Raw genomic sequence first — 16,826 nt, forward strand, 5'->3', positions numbered from 1 at the left:
GCGGTACAACATAGGCTGCGGGCGTGGCAGAGGACGCAGAACACCCGGCGGAGCACCCGGAGGTACGGCCGCGGGCACGGCGCGAGTACCGCATGGAGGAGCTGGCGCGGCTGGCCGGCATCACCGTGCGCACGCTGCGCTTCTACCGCGAGCGCAAGCTGATCCCGCCGCCCCGCCGCGAGGGCCGTATCGCCTGGTACGACGACCATCACCTGGCCCGTCTGCGCACCATCGCCGCGCTGCTGGAGCGCGGCCACACCCTCAACGGCATCGCGGAACTCGCCGAAGCCCTCGACCAGGGCCGCAACGTCGCCGACCTGGTCGGCGTCGGCACCCCCACCGAGGAGGAGCCGGTCCGCCTGACCCCGGAGGAACTCGCCGCCCGCTTCGAGGGCGAGGTCACCCCCGAGAACCTCGCCGCCGCCATGGAACTGGGCTATCTGGGCACCGACGGCGACGAGATCGTCCACATCAGCCGCCGCCTGCTGGACGTCTCCTCCGCCCTCGTCCGCGAGGGCATCCCGCTCGCCGAGGTCCTCACGGCCGGCGCCCGCGTCCGCGAACACGCCGACGCTCTGGCCGCGCTCTTCACCGACCTGATCCTCCGCCACGCCCCCGAGGAGGACCTCCACCGCCTGCGCCCGCTGGCCCGGAGTGTGGTGGAGGCGGAACTGTCGCTGGCGCTGGACCGGCGGATCAGCAAGCGGGACTAGAGGTCGACTCGGGACTAGAGGTCGTAGACGACCGTCACGGGCGCGTGGTCGGACCAGCGCTCGGCGTGCGTGGCCGCGCGCTCGACGAAGCCCTTGACCGCCTTCCCGGCGAGATGGGGTGTGGCGACCTGGTAGTCGATGCGCCAACCCGAATCGTTGTCGAAAGCCCGCCCCCGGTACGACCACCAGGTGTACGGACCCTCGACGTCCGGGTGCAGGGCCCGTACGACGTCGACGTAGCCGCCGTCCTCGGCCGCGAACACCTGCCCGAGCCACTGCCGTTCCTCGGGCAGGAAGCCGGAGTTCTTGGTGTTGCCGCGCCAGTTCTTGAGGTCGGCCTGCTGGTGGGCGATGTTCCAGTCGCCGCAGACGACCACTTCGCGCCCGTCGGCGGCGGCCCGCTCGCGCAGCGTCTTGAGGTGGGCGAGGAACTCTCCCATGAAGCGGACCTTCTCGTCCTGCCGCTCGGTGCCGACCTCGCCGGAGGGCAGATAGAGGGAGGCGACCGTGACGCCGGGCAGGTCGGCCTCGACGTAGCGGCCGCTGCCGTCGAACTCGGCCGAGCCGAAGCCGACCCGGACGCGGTCGGGCTCGCGCCGGGTGTAGAGGGAGACGCCCGCACGGCCCTTGGCGGCGGCGGGGGCGTGCACGACGTGCCAGCCGTCGGGCTGCCGCACCTCCTCGGGCAGCTGGTGCGGCTCGGCGCGCACCTCCTGCAGGCAGACGACGTCCGCTTCAGTCTGCGCGAGCCACTGCACGAAGCCCTTCTTGGCGGCGGCTCGCAGCCCGTTCACGTTAACCGAGGTCACAGTCAGCACCCCGGCACGATACCGGCACACTGGTCGGAGCCCTCAAAGCCCGAGGTCCCACCGACTGCATAGAAGTACGATACTCAGCATGAATATACGCCGCGTTCGTTTCGATCACCCCGACGCCGTGAAGCTCAACGACGAGGTCCAGGCCGAGTACGCCGAGCGGTACGGCGACGACGGCGACGCCACCGTCCTCGACACGACGGACTTCGACCCGCCGCACGGCGTCTTTCTGATCGCGTACGACGAGTTCGACCGCCCCGTGGCCACCGGCGGCTGGCGCAGCCAGGACCGCAACGGGGAGGGCAACGAGGACGGCGACGCCGAGGTGAAGCGGATGTTCGTCATAGCGGAGATGCGCGGCCGCGGCCTGGCCCGCCGGATCCTCGCCGCCCTGGAGGAGGACGCGCGCGCGGCGGGCCGTGTCCGCATGGTCCTGGAGACCGGGACCAAGCAGCCGGAGGCCATCGCCCTGTACACCGCCAGCGACTACGAACCGTGCACCAAGTTCGGCTACTACCGCCACCACGAGGAGAGCCGCTGCTTCGCGAAGAAGCTGAAGAAGCTGTAGACACGATGAAGCCCCAGCCGGCTTTCGCCGGCTGGGGCTTCATGCTGCGTGGACCTGAGGGGATTTGAACCCCTGGCCCCCTCGATGCGAACGAGGTGCGCTACCGGACTGCGCCACAGGCCCTTGCAACGAGTGAAACTTTAGCATCCCGATCGGGGTGCTTGGAAATCCGTTCCCTGACTGGTCAGCGCGTCTTCCGGAAGTGTGGCGGGCGTCACTCGTTGGCCGCGCGCGGGCGGTCGCCGTCCTCGTACTGATCGAACAGGGGGGTGCGCCCGCGCTCGCGCGACCGGCGCGCGGAGGCCGTGCGGCGCGCGTCACTGCGGCCGCCGGCCGGCTTGTCCGCGGACGCGGGCGCCTGCCCGTCCGCCTGGGGCTCCGGCGTGCGGCTCGCCTCCTGCTCCGGCGCGACCGAACTGGAACGCGCCGAACTCCAGGTGTCGGGCGCCCCCAGATCCACGTCGGACGTGGCACGGGGCGCGACCGGCGCGGTCACGTACGTCGGCAGGGGCACCGGCACCGGGTCCCAACTGTCCCCGCCGGGCCGCCGCTGCCGCTCGCGCTGCTGGTCGACCCACTCGGCGTGGTCCGTCTGCTCGACGAGGGCGCGCCGGTCCGCGGCGAGTGCGGCCAGCCCGGTGTCCGTCTGGGCCTGAGGGGCTTCCTCCGATTCGTCCGCGCCGGGTCCCGCGTCGAGGGGCGCGCGGCGGCGCGGCTGGCGCTCGCGCTCCCGCAGCCGCTGGGCGGCCATCTCGGCGCGCCGGCGGTCCATCTGGTAGGCGAAGCGACGGCGTTCCTGGGAGCGCAGGTAGGCGATGTACGCGCTGAGCAGCACGGCCGGCCCGGCGGGTGCCCACAGGAAGGCGAGCCCGCCGACGGCGGCGACGATCGCGCCCAGGGTGAAGGCGAGGAAGAGAACCACGGTGGTGCGCCTGCGGCGCGCGAGGACCTTCGAGCGCCGGGCGCGTGCTGCGGCCGCCTGCGCGGAGGACGCCTGGCGCGTGGACGGCACTCGCTTCTGCGCGGGCACGGAGCCGGAGTTGCGCGCCGGAGCGGCGTCGGGTTCTCGTGCCGGTTCCGGCCTCGCGGGCGCCTCGGGTTCGAGGCCGGCGTGCGCCTGACGGCGGGTCGGAGGCATGGCGAAGGCCCGGACGTCCACCGAGTCGGTGACGGCGTCCGGGTCGCCGGTGCCAGGCTCCCCCTCCTGGGCGGAGCGCGCCCGCAGGTCCTTGGCGTACCGGCGCTCCATTCCCGCCCGTCCGGACAGCAGCCGGATGGCGGTGCTGAAGCGTTCCGTCGGACGGGCCTCGTTCAGCTCGTCCTGCCTACGGAGCCACATCGGCACCAAGTAGGCGGCCCAGGCCCCGACAATGACTGCGTAGATGAGGCCGCTGCTGCTCACATCTCACACCGTAGAGGGGTTTGCACGAGGCCATCCGCCAATTGCGCCGGTGTGTCGCACGATCCGGCTGATATTTCCAGCTTTTTTTGCGACCCATGCGATCAGCGGACCGTCCCAGGTGGGAATTCAATGCCTCTGAGACGGTCAACAACCGATCAATTTCGAACACACATTCAATTTCCGGTGTTCTGGGGTTTCTGCCGCAGCTGCTGGGAACGTGCCCTCTGCCACCGCGCGAGCAAACCGTCGGGCACCTCTTCCGCGGTGAGCGCGAAGACCAGATGGTCCCGCCAGGCCCCGTCGATGTGCAGATAGCGCGGCCGGAGCCCCTCCTCGCGGAATCCGAGTTTCTCCACGACCCGGCGGCTGGGCCGGTTCTCGGGCCGAATGCAGACCTCGATGCGGTGCAGTCCGACGGTGCGGAAACAGTGGTCCACCACGAGCGCGACGGCCGTGGGCATCACCCCGTGCCCGGCCACCGCCTCGTCCACCCAGTAGCCGACATGCCCCGAGCACATCGATCCCCAGGTGATCCCGGCGACCGTGAGCTGACCGACGAGCCGTCCCTGGTACTCGATGACGAACGGCAGCATCCGGCCCGCGTTGGCCTCGGACCGCAGGTGCCGGACCATCTGGCGGTAGGTCGGCCGGTGCGCGATCGGCCCGCTCGGCGTGGGCGGCGGAATCGTCGCCTCCCAGGGGCGCAGCCAGTCCCGGTTGCGCCGGTTCACCTCGCGCCAGACCCGCTGGTCGCGCAGCCTTATCGGCCGGAGGACGACATCGCCGTCCGCCAGCACGACAGGCCAGGAAGGGCTGTTCAGCTCGCACCCCCGCTGCTGGGTCCGGGGTGGTCGCCGCCGCGGATCTGGTCGACGGCGTGGACCAGCAGGGGCTCCAGCACGGCGAGGCCGTCCTTCACGCCGCCCGTGGAGCCCGGCAGATTGACGATCAGGGTCCGGCCCGCCACCCCGGCCAGGCCCCGGGAGAGCGCCGCGGTGGGAACCTTCTCGCGCCCGTACGCCCGGATGGCCTCCGCGATGCCCGGCACCTCCCGGTCGATGACCGCGCGGGTCGCCTCGGGCGTGCGGTCGGTCGGCGATATCCCGGTGCCGCCGGTGGTGACGACGGCGTCGTAGCCGGCGTCGACCGCCGCGCGCAGGGCCGCCTCGACGGGGCCCCCGTCCGGGACCACCTGCGGGCCGTCGACGTCGAAACCGAGGCTCTTCAGGCCGTCCGCGACCAAGGGGCCGCCCTTGTCCTCATAGACGCCCGCGGCAGCCCTGTTGGAGGCGGTGACCACCAGAGCCCGGTAGGTCATGCCCGGCTCCAGTCGCCCGACTTGCCGCCCGTCTTCTGCTCCACCCGCACGTCCGTGATGACCGCTCCCTTGTCGACCGCCTTGACCATGTCGATCACGGTGAGCGCGGCGACCGTCACGGCGGTGAGGGCCTCCATCTCGACGCCCGTACGGTCCGTCGTCTTCACGGTGGCCTGGATCTCCACGGCGTCGTCCGCGACCGACAGGTCCAGTTTCACACCCGACACCGACAAGGGGTGACACAGCGGGATCAGGTCCGGGGTCCGCTTGGCGCCCATGATCCCGGCGATACGCGCCGTGGCGAGGGCGTCCCCCTTGGGCATCCCCTCGCCGCGCAGCAGTTCGACCACGCGCGGCGAGACCAGGACGCGGCCGCTGGCGCGGGCGGTGCGCGCGGTGACGTCCTTCCCGGACACGTCGACCATGCGGGCCGCGCCCGCCTCGTCGATGTGCGTCAGTCCGTCCTGCGCAGAGGGTCCGGGGGTCTCCCCCCGGAAAGACTCAGTCATGCTGTGTGCCGCTCCCGGTCCGGGCCCGGCGCGGTGCGGTGCGCGGGCCTGTTGTGCGCGACACGGTACCGCCATGTCCGCGCAGGCACCGGCCCAGGACCCCCGTCGGGCCCCTCGCACGCTCACGCGCGCGTGCCTCAGCCGAGCAGGACGACCTCCACCTCGGTGCCGGGCTCGACGGACTCCACGTCCTCGGGTACGACGATCAGCGCGTCGGCGTGCGCCAGCGCCGCGATCAGGTGGGAGCCCGCACCGCCCACGGGGGTCACCTCGCCGTCGCCGTACGCACCGCGCAGGAACTGCCGGCGCCCCTTGGGCGAGCGCAGCGCCTTGTCGGTCGTCAGGGTGGCCCGGACACGGGGCCGGTGCACGTCCGTGAGGCCCATCAGGGTGCGGATGGCCGGACGGACGAACAGTTCGAAGGAGACGTACGACGACACCGGGTTGCCCGGCAGGGCCAGCAGCGGTGTGTGGTCGGGGCCGATGGAGCCGAAGCCCTGGGGCTTGCCGGGCTGCATGGCGAGTTTGCGGAACTCCACGCCGCTGCCCGCCTCGTCCTCGTCGCCGGCGTACGACAGCGCCTCCTTGACGACGTCGTACGCCCCGACGCTCACCCCGCCCGTGGTGACCATGAGGTCGGCGCGGACGAGCTGGTCCTCGATGGTGGAGCGGAGGGTCTCGGCGTCGTCGGCGACGGCGCCCACCCGGTAGGCGATGGCGCCGGCGTCCCGCGCGGCGGCGGTGAGGGCGAAGCTGTTGGAGTCGTAGATCTGGCCGTGGCCCAGTTCCTCGCCGGGCTGCACGAGTTCGCTGCCGGTGGACAGCACGACCACGCGTGGGCGCGGGCGCACGCGTACGATGCCGCGGCCGATCGCGGCCAGCAGCGCGATCTGCGGCGGGCCGAGGATCGTCCCGGCCTCCAGGGCGCGGTCACCGGCCTTCACGTCGCTGCCCTTGGCGCGCACGTGCGCGCGTGCCTCGGCGGAGCGGTGCACGCGCACGTGTCCCTCGGCGCCCTCCGGGGCCAGGCTGCGCGCCCGCATCCCGCTCACCGGGCCCTCGCCGAGCCCGCCGTCGGTCCACTCCACCGGGACGACGGCCTCGGCACCGGGCGGCAGCGGGGCGCCGGTCATGATGCGGGCGGCCTGGCCGGGGCCGACCCGGACCGGATGGGCCGCGCCCGCGGCGACGTCGCCGACGACCTCCAGGGCGGCCGGGAACTCCTCACTGGCGCCCGTCACGTCCGCGACCCGCACCGCGTACCCGTCCATGGAGCTGTTGTCGAACGGCGGCAGGGACACCGGCACCGTGACGTCGTCGACCAGGACGCAGCCCTGGGCGTCGAGCAGTTGCAGCTCGATGGGTTCGAGGGGGCGGACGGTCGAGAGGATGTCCTCCAGGTGCTCGTCCACCGACCACAGGTCGTCCGGGCCGGCGGGGCGGGTCGCGGCGCTGCTCAAGATTGCTGCATCTCCTCGGCTACGTAACTGCGAAGCCAGGTCCGGAAGTCCGGGCCCAGGTCTTCACGTTCGCACGCGAGTCTGACAATGGCACGCAGATAGTCGCCACGGTCACCGGTGTCATAACGGCGGCCCTTGAAGACGACGCCGTGCACCGGTCCGCCGACCTTCTCGTCCGCCGCGAGCTGCTGGAGGGCGTCGGTGAGCTGGATCTCGCCGCCGCGGCCGGGCTCGGTCTTGCGCAGTATGTCGAAGATGTGCGGGTCGAGGACGTAACGGCCGATGATCGCGTAGTTCGAGGGGGCGTCCGCCGGTTCCGGCTTCTCGACCAGGCCGGTGATCCGTACGACGTCACCGTCGGCCGTCGTCTCCACGGCCGCGCAGCCGTAGAGGTGGATCTGCTCGGGCGCGACCTCCATGAGGGCGATCACGCTGCCGCCGTGCTGCTCCTGGACCTCGATCATGCGCTGCAGGAGCGGGTCGCGCGGGTCGATCAGGTCGTCGCCCAGGAGCACCGCGAACGGCTCGTGGCCGACGTGCGGGGCGGCGCACAGGACGGCGTGGCCGAGACCCCTGGGGTCGCCCTGGCGCACGTAGTGCATGGTCGCCAGGTCACTCGACTCCTGCACCTTCGCGAGCCGTTCGGCGTCGCCCTTCTTCTCGAGCGCCGATTCCAGCTCGTAGTTGCGGTCGAAGTGGTCCTCGAGGGGGCGCTTGTTGCGTCCGGTGATCATGAGGACGTCGTCGAGCCCCGCCGACACGGCCTCCTCGACCACGTACTGGATCGCGGGCTTGTCGACGACCGGCAGCATCTCCTTGGGAGTGGCCTTCGTGGCCGGCAGGAACCGGGTGCCGAGACCTGCTGCGGGAATGACAGCCTTGCTGATCCTGGGGTGCGACTGAGTCATGCCCGCAACCTTATCCGGTGCCTTTGTGCGGAATCTGTGGCTCCGGTTGGTTGACCCTTTATGACGGCATTCAAGAAGGGTGCGAGAACGACCCGTGGAACACGACGGACGCGCGAGCGAGCCTGACAAGCGAATGTTGCGGCGAGAGCTCCTCTCGGTGAGGAACAGGTTGCCGGAGAATGACGTCGACGAGACGGGCCGCGCGCTGGCGGAGCGCGCCCTGGAGCTGCCCGAGCTGGCGCACGCGCGCACGGTGGCGGCGTACGTCTCCGTGGGGAGCGAGCCCGGCACCCGGGCGCTGCTGGACGCACTGCGCGCGCGGGGCGTGCGGGTACTGCTCCCCGCGCTCCTGCCCGACAACGACCTCGACTGGGGCGAGTACGCCGGCCCGGGCTCCCTCGCGCGGGTCCAACACGGCGGGAAGATGGCGCTTTTCGAACCCTCCGGCGCGCGTCTGGGCGCGGACGCCGTGACGGCCGCGGACGTCGTCCTGCTGCCCGGGCTCGCGGTCGACGCGCGCGGGATGCGACTGGGGCGCGGCGGAGGGTCGTACGACCGCGTGCTGGCCCGTCTGGAGCGCGCGGGCGCACACCCCCGGCTCGTGGTGCTGTTGTACGACACGGAGGTCGTCGCGCAGGTCCCGGCGGAGGCGCACGACAGGCCCGTGCACGCCGTGGTGACTCCCTCCGGCGTGCGCCGCTTCCCGAGCGCCTGACGGGGCACGCCGGAAACCAGAACGGCCCTCCACGCGTGCGTGGAGGGCCGTTCTGGTTTCCGTCAGTGGGTCACGGCTTGAGGACGAGGGTGTCGCTCGTGCTGTCGTCGACCGCCTTGGCCGAGAACGACCAGGGCAGCAGTTCGCCCTTGGCCCACAGGCTCGTCTGGTCCGTGTAGTGCGCGCTGAAGGCGTGCCCGGAGGCGCCGGTCAGGTTGATCCACCTGGACTTGTCGAAGTCGGCGAGGTTGACCACCATCCGCATGGACGGCACCCAGACGACGTTGTAGCCGCCGGCGGCGTTCCAGCCGGTCGCGTTCACCGTGGCCTCGCCGCCGCTGAGCTTCCAGGGGCCGCGGTTGAGGACGTACTGCAGGGCCTTGGGGCCGTCGGTGCCGAGCGTCTGGTTCTTCAGGAACAGGCGGTGCAGCCGGCCCCAGCTCCAGGTGTCGATGTCCTTGCCCAACTTGGCGGTCAGCTCCCAGCGGGCGTCGATCATGGCGCGGCGGAAGAGCTGGTCGAGGTTGTTCGCCGGGGGGCGGGTGCCCGACTTGGGGGTCTTCCACCAGTCGCTGTCCGGCTTCTCCATCAGGGTGCGCACGACCTCGAACCAGCGGTCGCCGCCGTCCGGCTGCGCCTGGTCGGCGTCGCGCTCGCCGCACTCGCGCACCTTGGTGTCGTCGTCGACCGGGCCGGTGCTGTCGATCTTGTCGACCCACAGGCACTGTCCCTTGACGCGCAGTTCCTTGGGGAGCTTGTTGCCGAAGGCGAGCTTGAGGATGTTGCGCCAGACCGCGTTGAAGTAGGCGGCCGCCGCGGAGTCGGACTCCTGGGTGTAGTCCCAGCCCTCCAGGAGCTTCTGCGCGTCGCGCACGTTCTTGTCGTCAAGGTTGATCTTCAGCAGTTTCGGCACCAGGAGCTTGGCGATCTCGCTGCTGTTGTCCAGCTGCATCTGCCGCATGTCGTCGGTGGAGATCTTGCCGCCGTCCTTGATCTTGGACTCGATCAGGTCGGTGATGCGCTGGCTGCGGGCGCCGTAGCCCCAGTCGGTGGTGAGGGTGTACGGGTACTTGTCCTTGTCGACCACGGCCTGGTTGGCGGTGACGATGTAGCCGCGCTTGGGGTTGTACTCGTAGGGCAGCTCGTTCTGCTTGATGAAGCCGGTCCAGCGGTACTTCGAGTCCCAGCCCGGCGCGGGGATCGAGCCGTCGTCCGCGGACGACCGCGTGGGGATCCTGCCGGGCAGCGTGTAGCCGATGTGGTTGTCGGTGTCGGCGTAGACGAGGTTCTGCGAGGGCACGTCGAACAGGGCGGCGGCCTGGCGGAAGTCGCTCCAGTCCGCGGCCTTGTCGAGGGCGAACACGGCGTCCATGGAGGTGCCGGGGTCCAGCGCGGTCCACCTCAGGGCGATGCCGTAGCCGTCGCCGCGGTCGGGGGCGGCGGTGTTGACCGTGGCCCGCTTGCCGACCTGGACGAGTTCGTCGTCACGGTCGGACAGCAGCGGCATCCCGTCCTTGGTCTGGCGTACGACGATCTTCTTGGACGCGCCGCCGGCGACCTTGATGGTCTCCTCGCGGGTCTTGAAGGGGCGGATCTTGCCGTCGTACAGGTAGCCGTTCGCGCTCACCTTCTCCAGGTAGAGGTCGGTGACGTCGACCCCGGAGTTGGTCATGCCCCAGGCGATGTTCGCGTTGTGGCCGATGATCACACCGGGCATGCCGGCGAAGGTGTAGCCGGTCACGTCGTACTGGCACGTGGTGGAGACGCTGCGGCAGTGCAGGCCCATCTGGTACCAGACCGACGGCAGCGACGCCGACAGGTGCGGGTCGTTGGCGAGCAGCGGCTTCTTGGTGATGGTGTACTTCCCGGACACCACCCACGAGTTGGAGCCGATGCCCTGGCCGTTCACTCCGACGGCCGTCGGAACGTCGTCCAGGACGTTGTAGAGGCCCGCCAGCTGGCTTGTGAGCGACGATCCGGACGTGGTCGAGGTGGAGGAGCCGGTCGTGCCCGTCGAGCCCGTAGAGCCGCCTGTGGCGCCGCCGGTGGTGCCGGAGGTACCCGTCGTGCCCGTCGTGCCGGTGTTCTGCGAGGCTCCGGAGGCGCCGCTCTGCTGGAAGGAATGGGTCAGCTCGTCGTACTGGCCTTCCTGCACGATCGGCTTGTTCCGGCTGTACGGGTACTCCGGGTACAGGTCCTGGATCTGCTGCGGGCCGAGCCGGCTGGTCATCAGGGCGCGGTCGATCTCGTCCTGCATGTTGCCGCGCAGGTCCCAGGCCATCGCCTTCAGCCACGAGATCGAGTCGACCGGGGTCCACTTCTCGGGCTTGTAGTCGTTGGTGAAGCCCAGGGCGGCGTACTCCAGGGAGATGTCCTTGCCGTCCTTGCCCTGGAGGTAGGCGTTGACACCCTTGGCGTACGCCTGGAGGTACTTCTTCGTGGCGGCCGACAGCTTGGTGTCGTACTCCTGCCCGGCGATCCGGTCCCAGCCCAGGGTGCGCAGGAACTCGTCGTTCTTGACCTGGCTCTTGCCGAACATCTCCGACAGGCGCCCGGCGGTCATGTGCCGTCGCACGTCCATCTCGTAGAACCGGTCCTGCGCCTGGACGAAGCCCTGCGCCATGAACAGGTCCTCGTCGGAGGACGCGTAGATCTGCGGGATGCCGTTGCCGTCCCGCTTGACGTCGACCGGCCCAGACAGGCCCTGGAGCGTGATCGAACCCTTGGTCTGGGGGAAGGAGGCGCGGACGGTGCTGATCGACCAGTACGCGCCGAAGGCGATGCCTCCGATGACGGCCAGTACCAGCACCAGCACGATCAGGCGGGCTTTGCGCCCCTTCTTCCTGCCGGACTTGGCGGGCGCGGCACCGGTGGTGGCGGTGTCACCCGTTGTGGCGGTGGTGTTGGGGGGCATCGCTGTCCTTGCTGTCCTAACGCGAGCGGCAGGTCGGGCTGTGACTTTGAATGAGCGCTGGAGCAACCATAGGCGCAGGGCCCTGTCCCGCTTGACGCGGAGTCGGGAACCAGCGCGCACGAGCGTTCGATCTTGCCCCGCGAAGCGTCAAGAAAGCGTCAAGAGTTAGGTAAGGTAACGAAGTACTTGGGTGCGGTGCGCCGCAGCCCCGGATCTTGTGTACGCGAGCTCGCGCCCCCGGCGCGCGGGCCAAGGAAGGGAACCGCCGCTGACCGTTCACCACCTCAACCAGCTCCTGCTCGTCTGCTCCGTGGTCCTGCTCGTCGCCGTCGCGGCCGTCCGGATCTCCTCCCGCAGCGGGCTCCCCAGCCTGCTCGTGTACCTGGGGATCGGCGTCCTCATGGGCCAGGACGGCATCGGCGAGATCCACTTCAACAGCGCCGCGGTGACCCAGGTCATGGGGTACGCGGCCCTGGTCGTGATCCTCGCCGAGGGCGGCCTCGGCACGAAGTGGAAGGAGATCAGGCCGGTCCTGTCGTCCGCCTCCGTCCTGGCGACCGCCGGAGTCGCCATCAGCGTGGGCGTCACCGCGGCGGGCGCGCACTATCTGGTCGGGCTGGAGTGGCGGCAGGCGCTGATCATCGGCGCGGTGGTGTCCTCGACGGACGCGGCGGCGGTCTTCTCCGTGCTGCGCAGGGTTCCCCTCCCCGCGCGCGTGACGGGCACGCTGGAGGCGGAGTCCGGCTTCAACGACGCCCCGGTGGTCATCCTGGTCGTCGCCTTCTCCACGGCCGGCCCGGTCGAGCACTGGTACGTCCTGCTGGGCGAGATAGCCCTGGAACTGGCCATCGGCGCGGCCATAGGGCTCGCTGTGGGCTGGTTCGGCTCCTGGGGGCTCAGGCACGTGGCCCTGCCGGCCTCCGGTCTCTACCCGATCGCGGTCATGGCGATCGCCGTGACCGCCTACGCCGCCGGCGCGCTGGGGCACGGCAGCGGCTTCCTGGCCGTCTATCTGGCCGCGATGATGCTCGGCAACGCCAAGCTTCCGCACTGGCCGGCCACGCGCGGCTTCGCCGAGGGGCTCGGCTGGATCGCCCAGATCGGCATGTTCGTCGTGCTCGGCCTGCTGGTCACCCCGCACGAGCTGGGCGACGACGTCGTACCGGCGCTGATCATCGGGCTGGTCCTCACCATGGTGGCCCGCCCGCTGAGCGTGGTCCTCAGCCTGGCGCCGTTCCGTGTGCCGTGGCAGGAGCAGACGCTGATGTCGTGGGCGGGCCTGCGCGGCGCCGTGCCCATCATCCTGGCGACCATCCCGATGGTGAACGGCGTCACCGGCAGCCGCCGCATCTTCAACATCGTCTTCGTGCTGGTCGTGGTCTACACCCTCGTCCAGGGACCGACGCTGCCCTGGCTGGCGCGCACGCTGCGGCTGGGCGAGACGGGCGAGGCCTCCGACCTCGGCATCGAGTCGGCACCGCTGGAACGGCTGCGCGGGCATCTGCTGTCCGTGTCGATCCCCGAGGGCTCCCGGATGCACGGGGTGGAGGTCAGCGAGCTGCGCCTGCCTCCAGGAGCCGCCGTCACTCTCGTCGTGCGCGAAGAAAAATCGTTCGTTCCACTGCCCTCGACGGTGTTGCGGCGGGGCGACGAACTGCTCGTCGTCGCCACCGACCCGGTCCGCGACGCGGCGGAACGCCGTCTGCGCGCGGTCGCCCACGGCGGCAAACTGGCGGGCTGGCTCGGCACGAACGGGGCGTCCAGCTCGCGTTGAGGGCGCGTTCCCTGCCGTTCACGCCCCCTTCCCGTGAAATCCCAGGTGGGCCCTTCCGTGGTGCTCGTTTTCACAGCTGGGGGAGGAGGTGATCCCTGTAGCATGAAGGCGCACCCTGATCGAACCAACTCTGCCTGACGCAGAGCTGGCGCGACCGTATGGCGGCCGGGTCCCCACCCGCAGTGGGCGCCGGTATCTACCGCAGTCCGCGCAAGAGGACAGCTCTCGGCGCCCGGGCCCACACAGGCCCGCGCTACCAGGCGGCAGAAAGGCACGGGCCGTGGGATCCACGGTCACCACCACCGAACCGGAGAAGACCTCGCCGGCCTCGTCCCGCCCGGGATACGGACAGCTGCTGCGCACCCGCGGCGCCTGGACCTTCCTGCTCCCCGGCTTCGCGGCGCGCCAGCCGTTCGCGATGCTCACCATCTCCCTCGTGCTGCTCGTGCAGCACACCACCGGCTCGTACGGCGCCGCGGGCGCCACCGCGGCCGCCACCGGTGTCTCCATGGCGCTGTTCGCGCCGTACAGCGGGCGTCTCGCCGACCGCTACGGCCAGCGCGCCGTGCTGATCCCCGGCGTTCTGGTGCACACGCTGTCCGGCCTGTCCCTCACGGCGCTCGCGCTGGCGCACGCTCCCCTGTGGGCGCTGTTCCTGGCGGCCGTCCCGACCGGCGCCTCGGTGCCGCAGATCGGCCCCATGGTGCGTGCACGCTGGGGCGTGACGCTGCAGGGTTCGCCGTTGATGACCACCGCGGCGGCGTTCGAGTCGGTCACGGACGAGCTGACCTTCGTCTTCGGCCCGCTGCTGGCGACCGCGCTGTGCACCGCCGTGACCCCGGCGGCCGGCCTGGTCACGGAAGGGGCGCTGACCCTCGTCGGCGGTCTGCTGTTCGCCGCGCAGAAGGGCACGCAGCCGCCGGTGACCGGTACGGGTGGGCACGCGCGCGTGAAGCACGCCTCCGCGCTGCGCGTGCCGGGCGTGCGCGTGCTGGTGGTGACCTTCCTGGGCATCGGGTCCGTCTTCGGCGGCATGCAGGTGTCGCTCGCGGCGTTCACCGAGTCCATCGGCGAGCCCGGCCTGAACGGTGTCCTGTACGGCGTCTTCGCCGCCGGCAACATGCTGTCCGGCATCGTCTGCGGCGCGATCGCCTGGAAGAGCGCCCCCCAGCGCCGCCTGGTCGTCGGCTACACGGCGCTCGCGATCGTCGCGTCCGCCCTGTGGACGGCGCACTCGGTGCTGCTGCTCGCCGGGCTCGGTCTGCTGGTGGGCATGTGCATCGCGCCGGCGCTGATCACCGGCTACACGCTGGTCGAGGGCCTGGTCCCGGCCGGCGCCCGCACGGAGGCCTTCACCTGGCTGACCGGCGCGGTCGCGCTCGGGCAGGCGGCCGCCGTCACGGTCGCCGGACAGCTGGAGGACCGGCTGTGGGACGGCGCGGGATTCCTGGTGCCGATGGCCGGCACGGTGCTCGCGCTGGCCACCCTGCTGGCGCTGCGGTCGCGGCTGGTCGCGCCGCCGCAGCACCGTACCGTCGCACGTGGCGTCGGTCACCGCGTGCCGGTGGCGGTGGACTGATTCCCAGGAATACGTCACTATGGACTGTCGTTAGCACTCATTGAGTCAGAGTGCCAGGAGGAAGACAGTGCCGACCTACCAGTACCAGTGCACCGAGTGCGGCGAGGGCCTCGAGGCGGTGCAGAAGTTCACCGACGACGCCCTGACCGAGTGCCCCAACTGCGGTGGCCGCCTGAAGAAGGTGTTCTCCGCGGTCGGCATCGTCTTCAAGGGCTCCGGCTTCTACCGCAACGACTCCCGCGGCTCCTCGTCGAGCAGCAGCCCGGCGTCGAAGCCGTCGAGCACGTCGTCGTCGAGTTCGACGAGCACGTCCTCCTCGGACTCGAAGCCGTCCTCGTCGAGCTCCGCCAACAGCTCCGCGGCCTGACCTGCTCTTTCCCCGGACCCTGACGTCGTACGACGTCAGGGTCCTCGGCGTTTCCCGGCGCCGCTCCCCCACGGTTTCAGCGCCCGCTAATGTGCTGGTCATGGCGAACGCAGAGATCGGCGTAATCGGTGGCTCGGGCTTCTACTCGTTCCTCGACGACGTGACCGAGGTCCAGGTCGACACCCCCTACGGGCCGCCCAGCGACTCCCTCTTCCTCGGCGAGATCGCCGGCCGGCGGGTCGCCTTCCTGCCCCGGCACGGCCGCGGCCACCACCTGCCGCCGCACCGCATCAACTACCGCGCCAACCTGTGGGCGCTGCGCTCGGTCGGCGTCCGGCAGGTGCTCGGGCCCTGCGCGGTGGGCGGGCTGCAGCCCGAGTACGGCCCCGGCACGCTGCTCGTGCCGGACCAGTTCGTGGACCGGACGAAGTCCCGTATGCAGTCGTACTTCGACGGGCTCCCGCTGCCCGACGGCACCGTGCCGAACGTCGTGCACGTCTCCATGGCCGACCCCTACTGCCCCGCCGGACGGGCTGTCGCCCTGAAGGCCGCCCACGGGCGGGACTGGGAGCCGGTGGACGGCGGCACGCTGGTCGTGGTCGAGGGGCCGCGCTTCTCGACGCGTGCGGAATCGTTGTGGCACCGGGCGCAGGGCTGGTCGGTCGTGGGCATGACCGGTCACCCGGAAGCGGCGCTCGCCCGGGAACTGGAGCTCTGCTACACGTCGCTGACCCTGGTCACCGACCTCGACGCGGGCGCCGAGACCGGCGAGGGCGTCTCGCACGAGGAGGTGCTGCGGGTGTTCGCGGCCAATGTGGACCGGCTGCGCGGTGTGCTGTTCGACGCGGTGGCGGCGCTGCCGGAAACCGGGGCACGGGACTGCCTGTGCGTGAACGCGCTCGGCGGAATGGATCCGGGCTTCGAGCTGCCGTAGCGCCTTCGCGAGAAGACCCGGAATTGCCCGTTCGGGTGGCCGGGTTATCCACAATCCGTCCGTCGTCCACCGGCTCCGGCGGAATGCGGCGCGAGGCCTCATCGTGGCCTCGCAAGCCGAATTCCTCGTCGCAGGCGGTGATTCCCGTGCCTTCGTCCCCGTCCTTGAATCCGTCCCCCGCCCCGTCCCCGCCCTCTTCGCATTTTCCGGCTCCGCTCCGGCTTCCGCGTCCGCTGGGCACGGACGCCCCGGCGACCTGTCACATCCCGCAGTTCCCGCCGGTGCGGGTGCGCGGCGGTCGGTATCGGCTGCAGCGGCTCCTACGGCACCGCGGGCGGGCCATCGCGGCCGGCCTCGCGGTCACCACGGCCGCGCTCATCGCCGCGGGGCCGCGCACGGGAACCGCACCGCAGCGTGCGGAACAGGCCCCGGGCCACCCGGTTACGGTGCCCGCACGCCGGCCCTCGGCCGTGGACGTGGTGACGGCGCCCGTGCGGATCGCCGACGCGGCCACCGTCCGGCTCCTGCGGCCCGGCGACCGCGTCGACGTCATCGCCGCCGGGGACCCGTCGGCCGGCGGCGTCGCACGCGTGCTCGCGCGCGGCGTGCGGGTGACCAAGGTGCCCGAGCCGCTGGAGGACGGGGCAGAGAGCGGGGCGCTGGTCGTGCTGTCGGTGCCGCGTGCCACCGCGGCCCGGCTCGTCGGCGCGAGCGCCACGGCGAGGCTGGCGGTGACGCTGTGCTGAACCGACTGGGACGCTTCCTCGGCGGCTTGCTGTCAAGTCGCTCGATCGAACGGCGGGACTGGACACGGTGGGCTCACCGTGCCGTAGGTTGCGGAGCGTTTCGT

The 16,826-nt window shown here is 71.0% G+C and carries 16 protein-coding genes and 1 tRNA gene; 8 read left to right on the forward strand and 9 right to left on the reverse strand.

Going from position 1 to position 16,826, the window contains the following annotated elements:
* Positions 1-92 precede the first annotated feature (92 nt).
* Complete coding sequence (locus ACQPXS_RS21250; RefSeq protein ID WP_356312420.1) at positions 93-713, forward strand: MerR family transcriptional regulator; 621 nt, start codon at positions 93-95, stop codon at positions 711-713.
* Between the two features lie 14 nt (positions 714-727).
* Here the strand turns inward: ACQPXS_RS21250 and ACQPXS_RS21255 are convergent, their stop codons facing one another.
* Positions 728-1,531 carry an exodeoxyribonuclease III gene (locus tag ACQPXS_RS21255; protein WP_351807282.1) on the reverse strand — a complete coding sequence of 268 codons (804 nt, stop codon included), beginning with the start codon at positions 1,529-1,531 and terminating at the stop codon, positions 728-730.
* A gap of 79 nt (positions 1,532-1,610) precedes the next feature.
* On the opposite strand from ACQPXS_RS21255, the gene ACQPXS_RS21260 reads away from it, so the two are divergent.
* Positions 1,611-2,096, forward strand: a complete 486-nt coding sequence (locus ACQPXS_RS21260; RefSeq protein WP_433450908.1) for a GNAT family N-acetyltransferase — start codon at positions 1,611-1,613, stop codon at positions 2,094-2,096.
* Between the two features lie 49 nt (positions 2,097-2,145).
* Here ACQPXS_RS21260 and ACQPXS_RS21265 read toward each other — a convergent pair.
* The 7 genes from ACQPXS_RS21265 to galU all read right to left on the reverse strand — a co-directional run bounded on the left by ACQPXS_RS21265 (position 2,146) and on the right by galU (position 7,693).
* A tRNA-Ala gene (locus ACQPXS_RS21265) sits at positions 2,146-2,219 on the reverse strand.
* Positions 2,220-2,310: 91 nt separating this feature from the next.
* Positions 2,311-3,498, reverse strand: a complete 1,188-nt coding sequence (gene sepX, locus ACQPXS_RS21270; protein WP_433450909.1) for a divisome protein SepX/GlpR — start codon at positions 3,496-3,498, stop codon at positions 2,311-2,313.
* Between the two features lie 173 nt (positions 3,499-3,671).
* A complete protein-coding gene (locus ACQPXS_RS21275; protein WP_433450910.1) occupies positions 3,672-4,295 on the reverse strand; it encodes a GNAT family N-acetyltransferase in 624 nt (207 codons plus the stop codon).
* A gap of 20 nt (positions 4,296-4,315) precedes the next feature.
* On the reverse strand, positions 4,316-4,816 hold the full coding sequence (locus ACQPXS_RS21280) for a MogA/MoaB family molybdenum cofactor biosynthesis protein (RefSeq protein ID WP_433450911.1): 501 nt from the start codon (positions 4,814-4,816) through the stop codon (positions 4,316-4,318).
* Positions 4,813-5,325 (reverse strand): cyclic pyranopterin monophosphate synthase MoaC, encoded by a 513-nt coding sequence (gene moaC / locus ACQPXS_RS21285; protein WP_351807276.1) that lies wholly within the window; start codon positions 5,323-5,325, stop codon positions 4,813-4,815. Before moaC ends, ACQPXS_RS21280 begins: the two co-directional genes overlap by 4 nt.
* Before the next feature lie 137 nt (positions 5,326-5,462).
* Positions 5,463-6,785 (reverse strand): molybdotransferase-like divisome protein Glp, encoded by a 1,323-nt coding sequence (gene glp, locus ACQPXS_RS21290; protein ID WP_433450912.1) that lies wholly within the window; start codon positions 6,783-6,785, stop codon positions 5,463-5,465.
* Entirely contained in the window at positions 6,782-7,693 is a 912-nt protein-coding gene (galU, locus tag ACQPXS_RS21295; RefSeq protein ID WP_351807274.1) for a UTP--glucose-1-phosphate uridylyltransferase GalU, read from the reverse strand. Before galU ends, glp begins: the two co-directional genes overlap by 4 nt.
* A gap of 133 nt (positions 7,694-7,826) precedes the next feature.
* On the opposite strand from galU, the gene ACQPXS_RS21300 reads away from it, so the two are divergent.
* The gene (locus ACQPXS_RS21300) at positions 7,827-8,408 is read left to right on the forward strand and encodes a 5-formyltetrahydrofolate cyclo-ligase (protein ID WP_433450913.1); all 582 of its coding nucleotides are present in this window, start codon (positions 7,827-7,829) and stop codon (positions 8,406-8,408) included.
* Between the two features lie 70 nt (positions 8,409-8,478).
* On the opposite strand, the gene ACQPXS_RS21305 is transcribed toward ACQPXS_RS21300, so the two are convergent.
* Positions 8,479-11,322, reverse strand: coding sequence for a penicillin acylase family protein (locus tag ACQPXS_RS21305; RefSeq protein WP_433450914.1), 2,844 nt, complete (start codon positions 11,320-11,322; stop codon positions 8,479-8,481).
* A 217-nt stretch (positions 11,323-11,539) separates the two neighbouring features.
* Between ACQPXS_RS21305 and ACQPXS_RS21310 the strand changes: the two genes are divergently transcribed.
* From ACQPXS_RS21310 to ACQPXS_RS21330, 5 genes are all read left to right on the forward strand, one after another.
* Positions 11,540-13,096 carry a potassium/proton antiporter gene (locus tag ACQPXS_RS21310; RefSeq protein ID WP_365331062.1) on the forward strand — a complete coding sequence of 519 codons (1,557 nt, stop codon included), beginning with the start codon at positions 11,540-11,542 and terminating at the stop codon, positions 13,094-13,096.
* A gap of 280 nt (positions 13,097-13,376) precedes the next feature.
* Positions 13,377-14,675 (forward strand): MFS transporter, encoded by a 1,299-nt coding sequence (locus ACQPXS_RS21315; protein WP_433450915.1) that lies wholly within the window; start codon positions 13,377-13,379, stop codon positions 14,673-14,675.
* A 67-nt stretch (positions 14,676-14,742) separates the two neighbouring features.
* A complete protein-coding gene (locus tag ACQPXS_RS21320) occupies positions 14,743-15,042 on the forward strand; it encodes an FmdB family zinc ribbon protein (RefSeq protein WP_433450916.1) in 300 nt (99 codons plus the stop codon).
* Positions 15,043-15,142: 100 nt separating this feature from the next.
* The gene (locus ACQPXS_RS21325) at positions 15,143-15,976 is read left to right on the forward strand and encodes an S-methyl-5'-thioadenosine phosphorylase (RefSeq protein ID WP_433450917.1); all 834 of its coding nucleotides are present in this window, start codon (positions 15,143-15,145) and stop codon (positions 15,974-15,976) included.
* Positions 15,977-16,140: 164 nt separating this feature from the next.
* Positions 16,141-16,722: a hypothetical protein gene (locus ACQPXS_RS21330; protein ID WP_433450918.1), complete on the forward strand. Its 582-nt coding sequence runs from the start codon at positions 16,141-16,143 to the stop codon at positions 16,720-16,722.
* Positions 16,723-16,826 lie beyond the last annotated feature (104 nt).

It is taken from the genome of Streptomyces sp. CA-142005 (assembly GCF_050942335.1).
GTDB lineage: Bacteria > Actinomycetota > Actinomycetes > Streptomycetales > Streptomycetaceae > Streptomyces.

Coding starts and splice junctions, on each gene's coding strand:
- ACQPXS_RS21250 (WP_356312420.1), top strand. CDS start 93: ATGGAGGAGCTGGCGCGGCTGGCCGGCATCACCGTGCGCACGCTGCGC.
- ACQPXS_RS21260 (WP_433450908.1), top strand. CDS start 1,611: ATGAATATACGCCGCGTTCGTTTCGATCACCCCGACGCCGTGAAGCTC.
- ACQPXS_RS21280 (WP_433450911.1), bottom strand. CDS start 4,816: ATGACCTACCGGGCTCTGGTGGTCACCGCCTCCAACAGGGCTGCCGCG.
- moaC (WP_351807276.1), bottom strand. CDS start 5,325: ATGACTGAGTCTTTCCGGGGGGAGACCCCCGGACCCTCTGCGCAGGAC.
- galU (WP_351807274.1), bottom strand. CDS start 7,693: ATGACTCAGTCGCACCCCAGGATCAGCAAGGCTGTCATTCCCGCAGCA.
- ACQPXS_RS21300 (WP_433450913.1), top strand. CDS start 7,827: ATGTTGCGGCGAGAGCTCCTCTCGGTGAGGAACAGGTTGCCGGAGAAT.
- ACQPXS_RS21305 (WP_433450914.1), bottom strand. CDS start 11,322: ATGCCCCCCAACACCACCGCCACAACGGGTGACACCGCCACCACCGGT.
- ACQPXS_RS21325 (WP_433450917.1), top strand. CDS start 15,143: ATGGCGAACGCAGAGATCGGCGTAATCGGTGGCTCGGGCTTCTACTCG.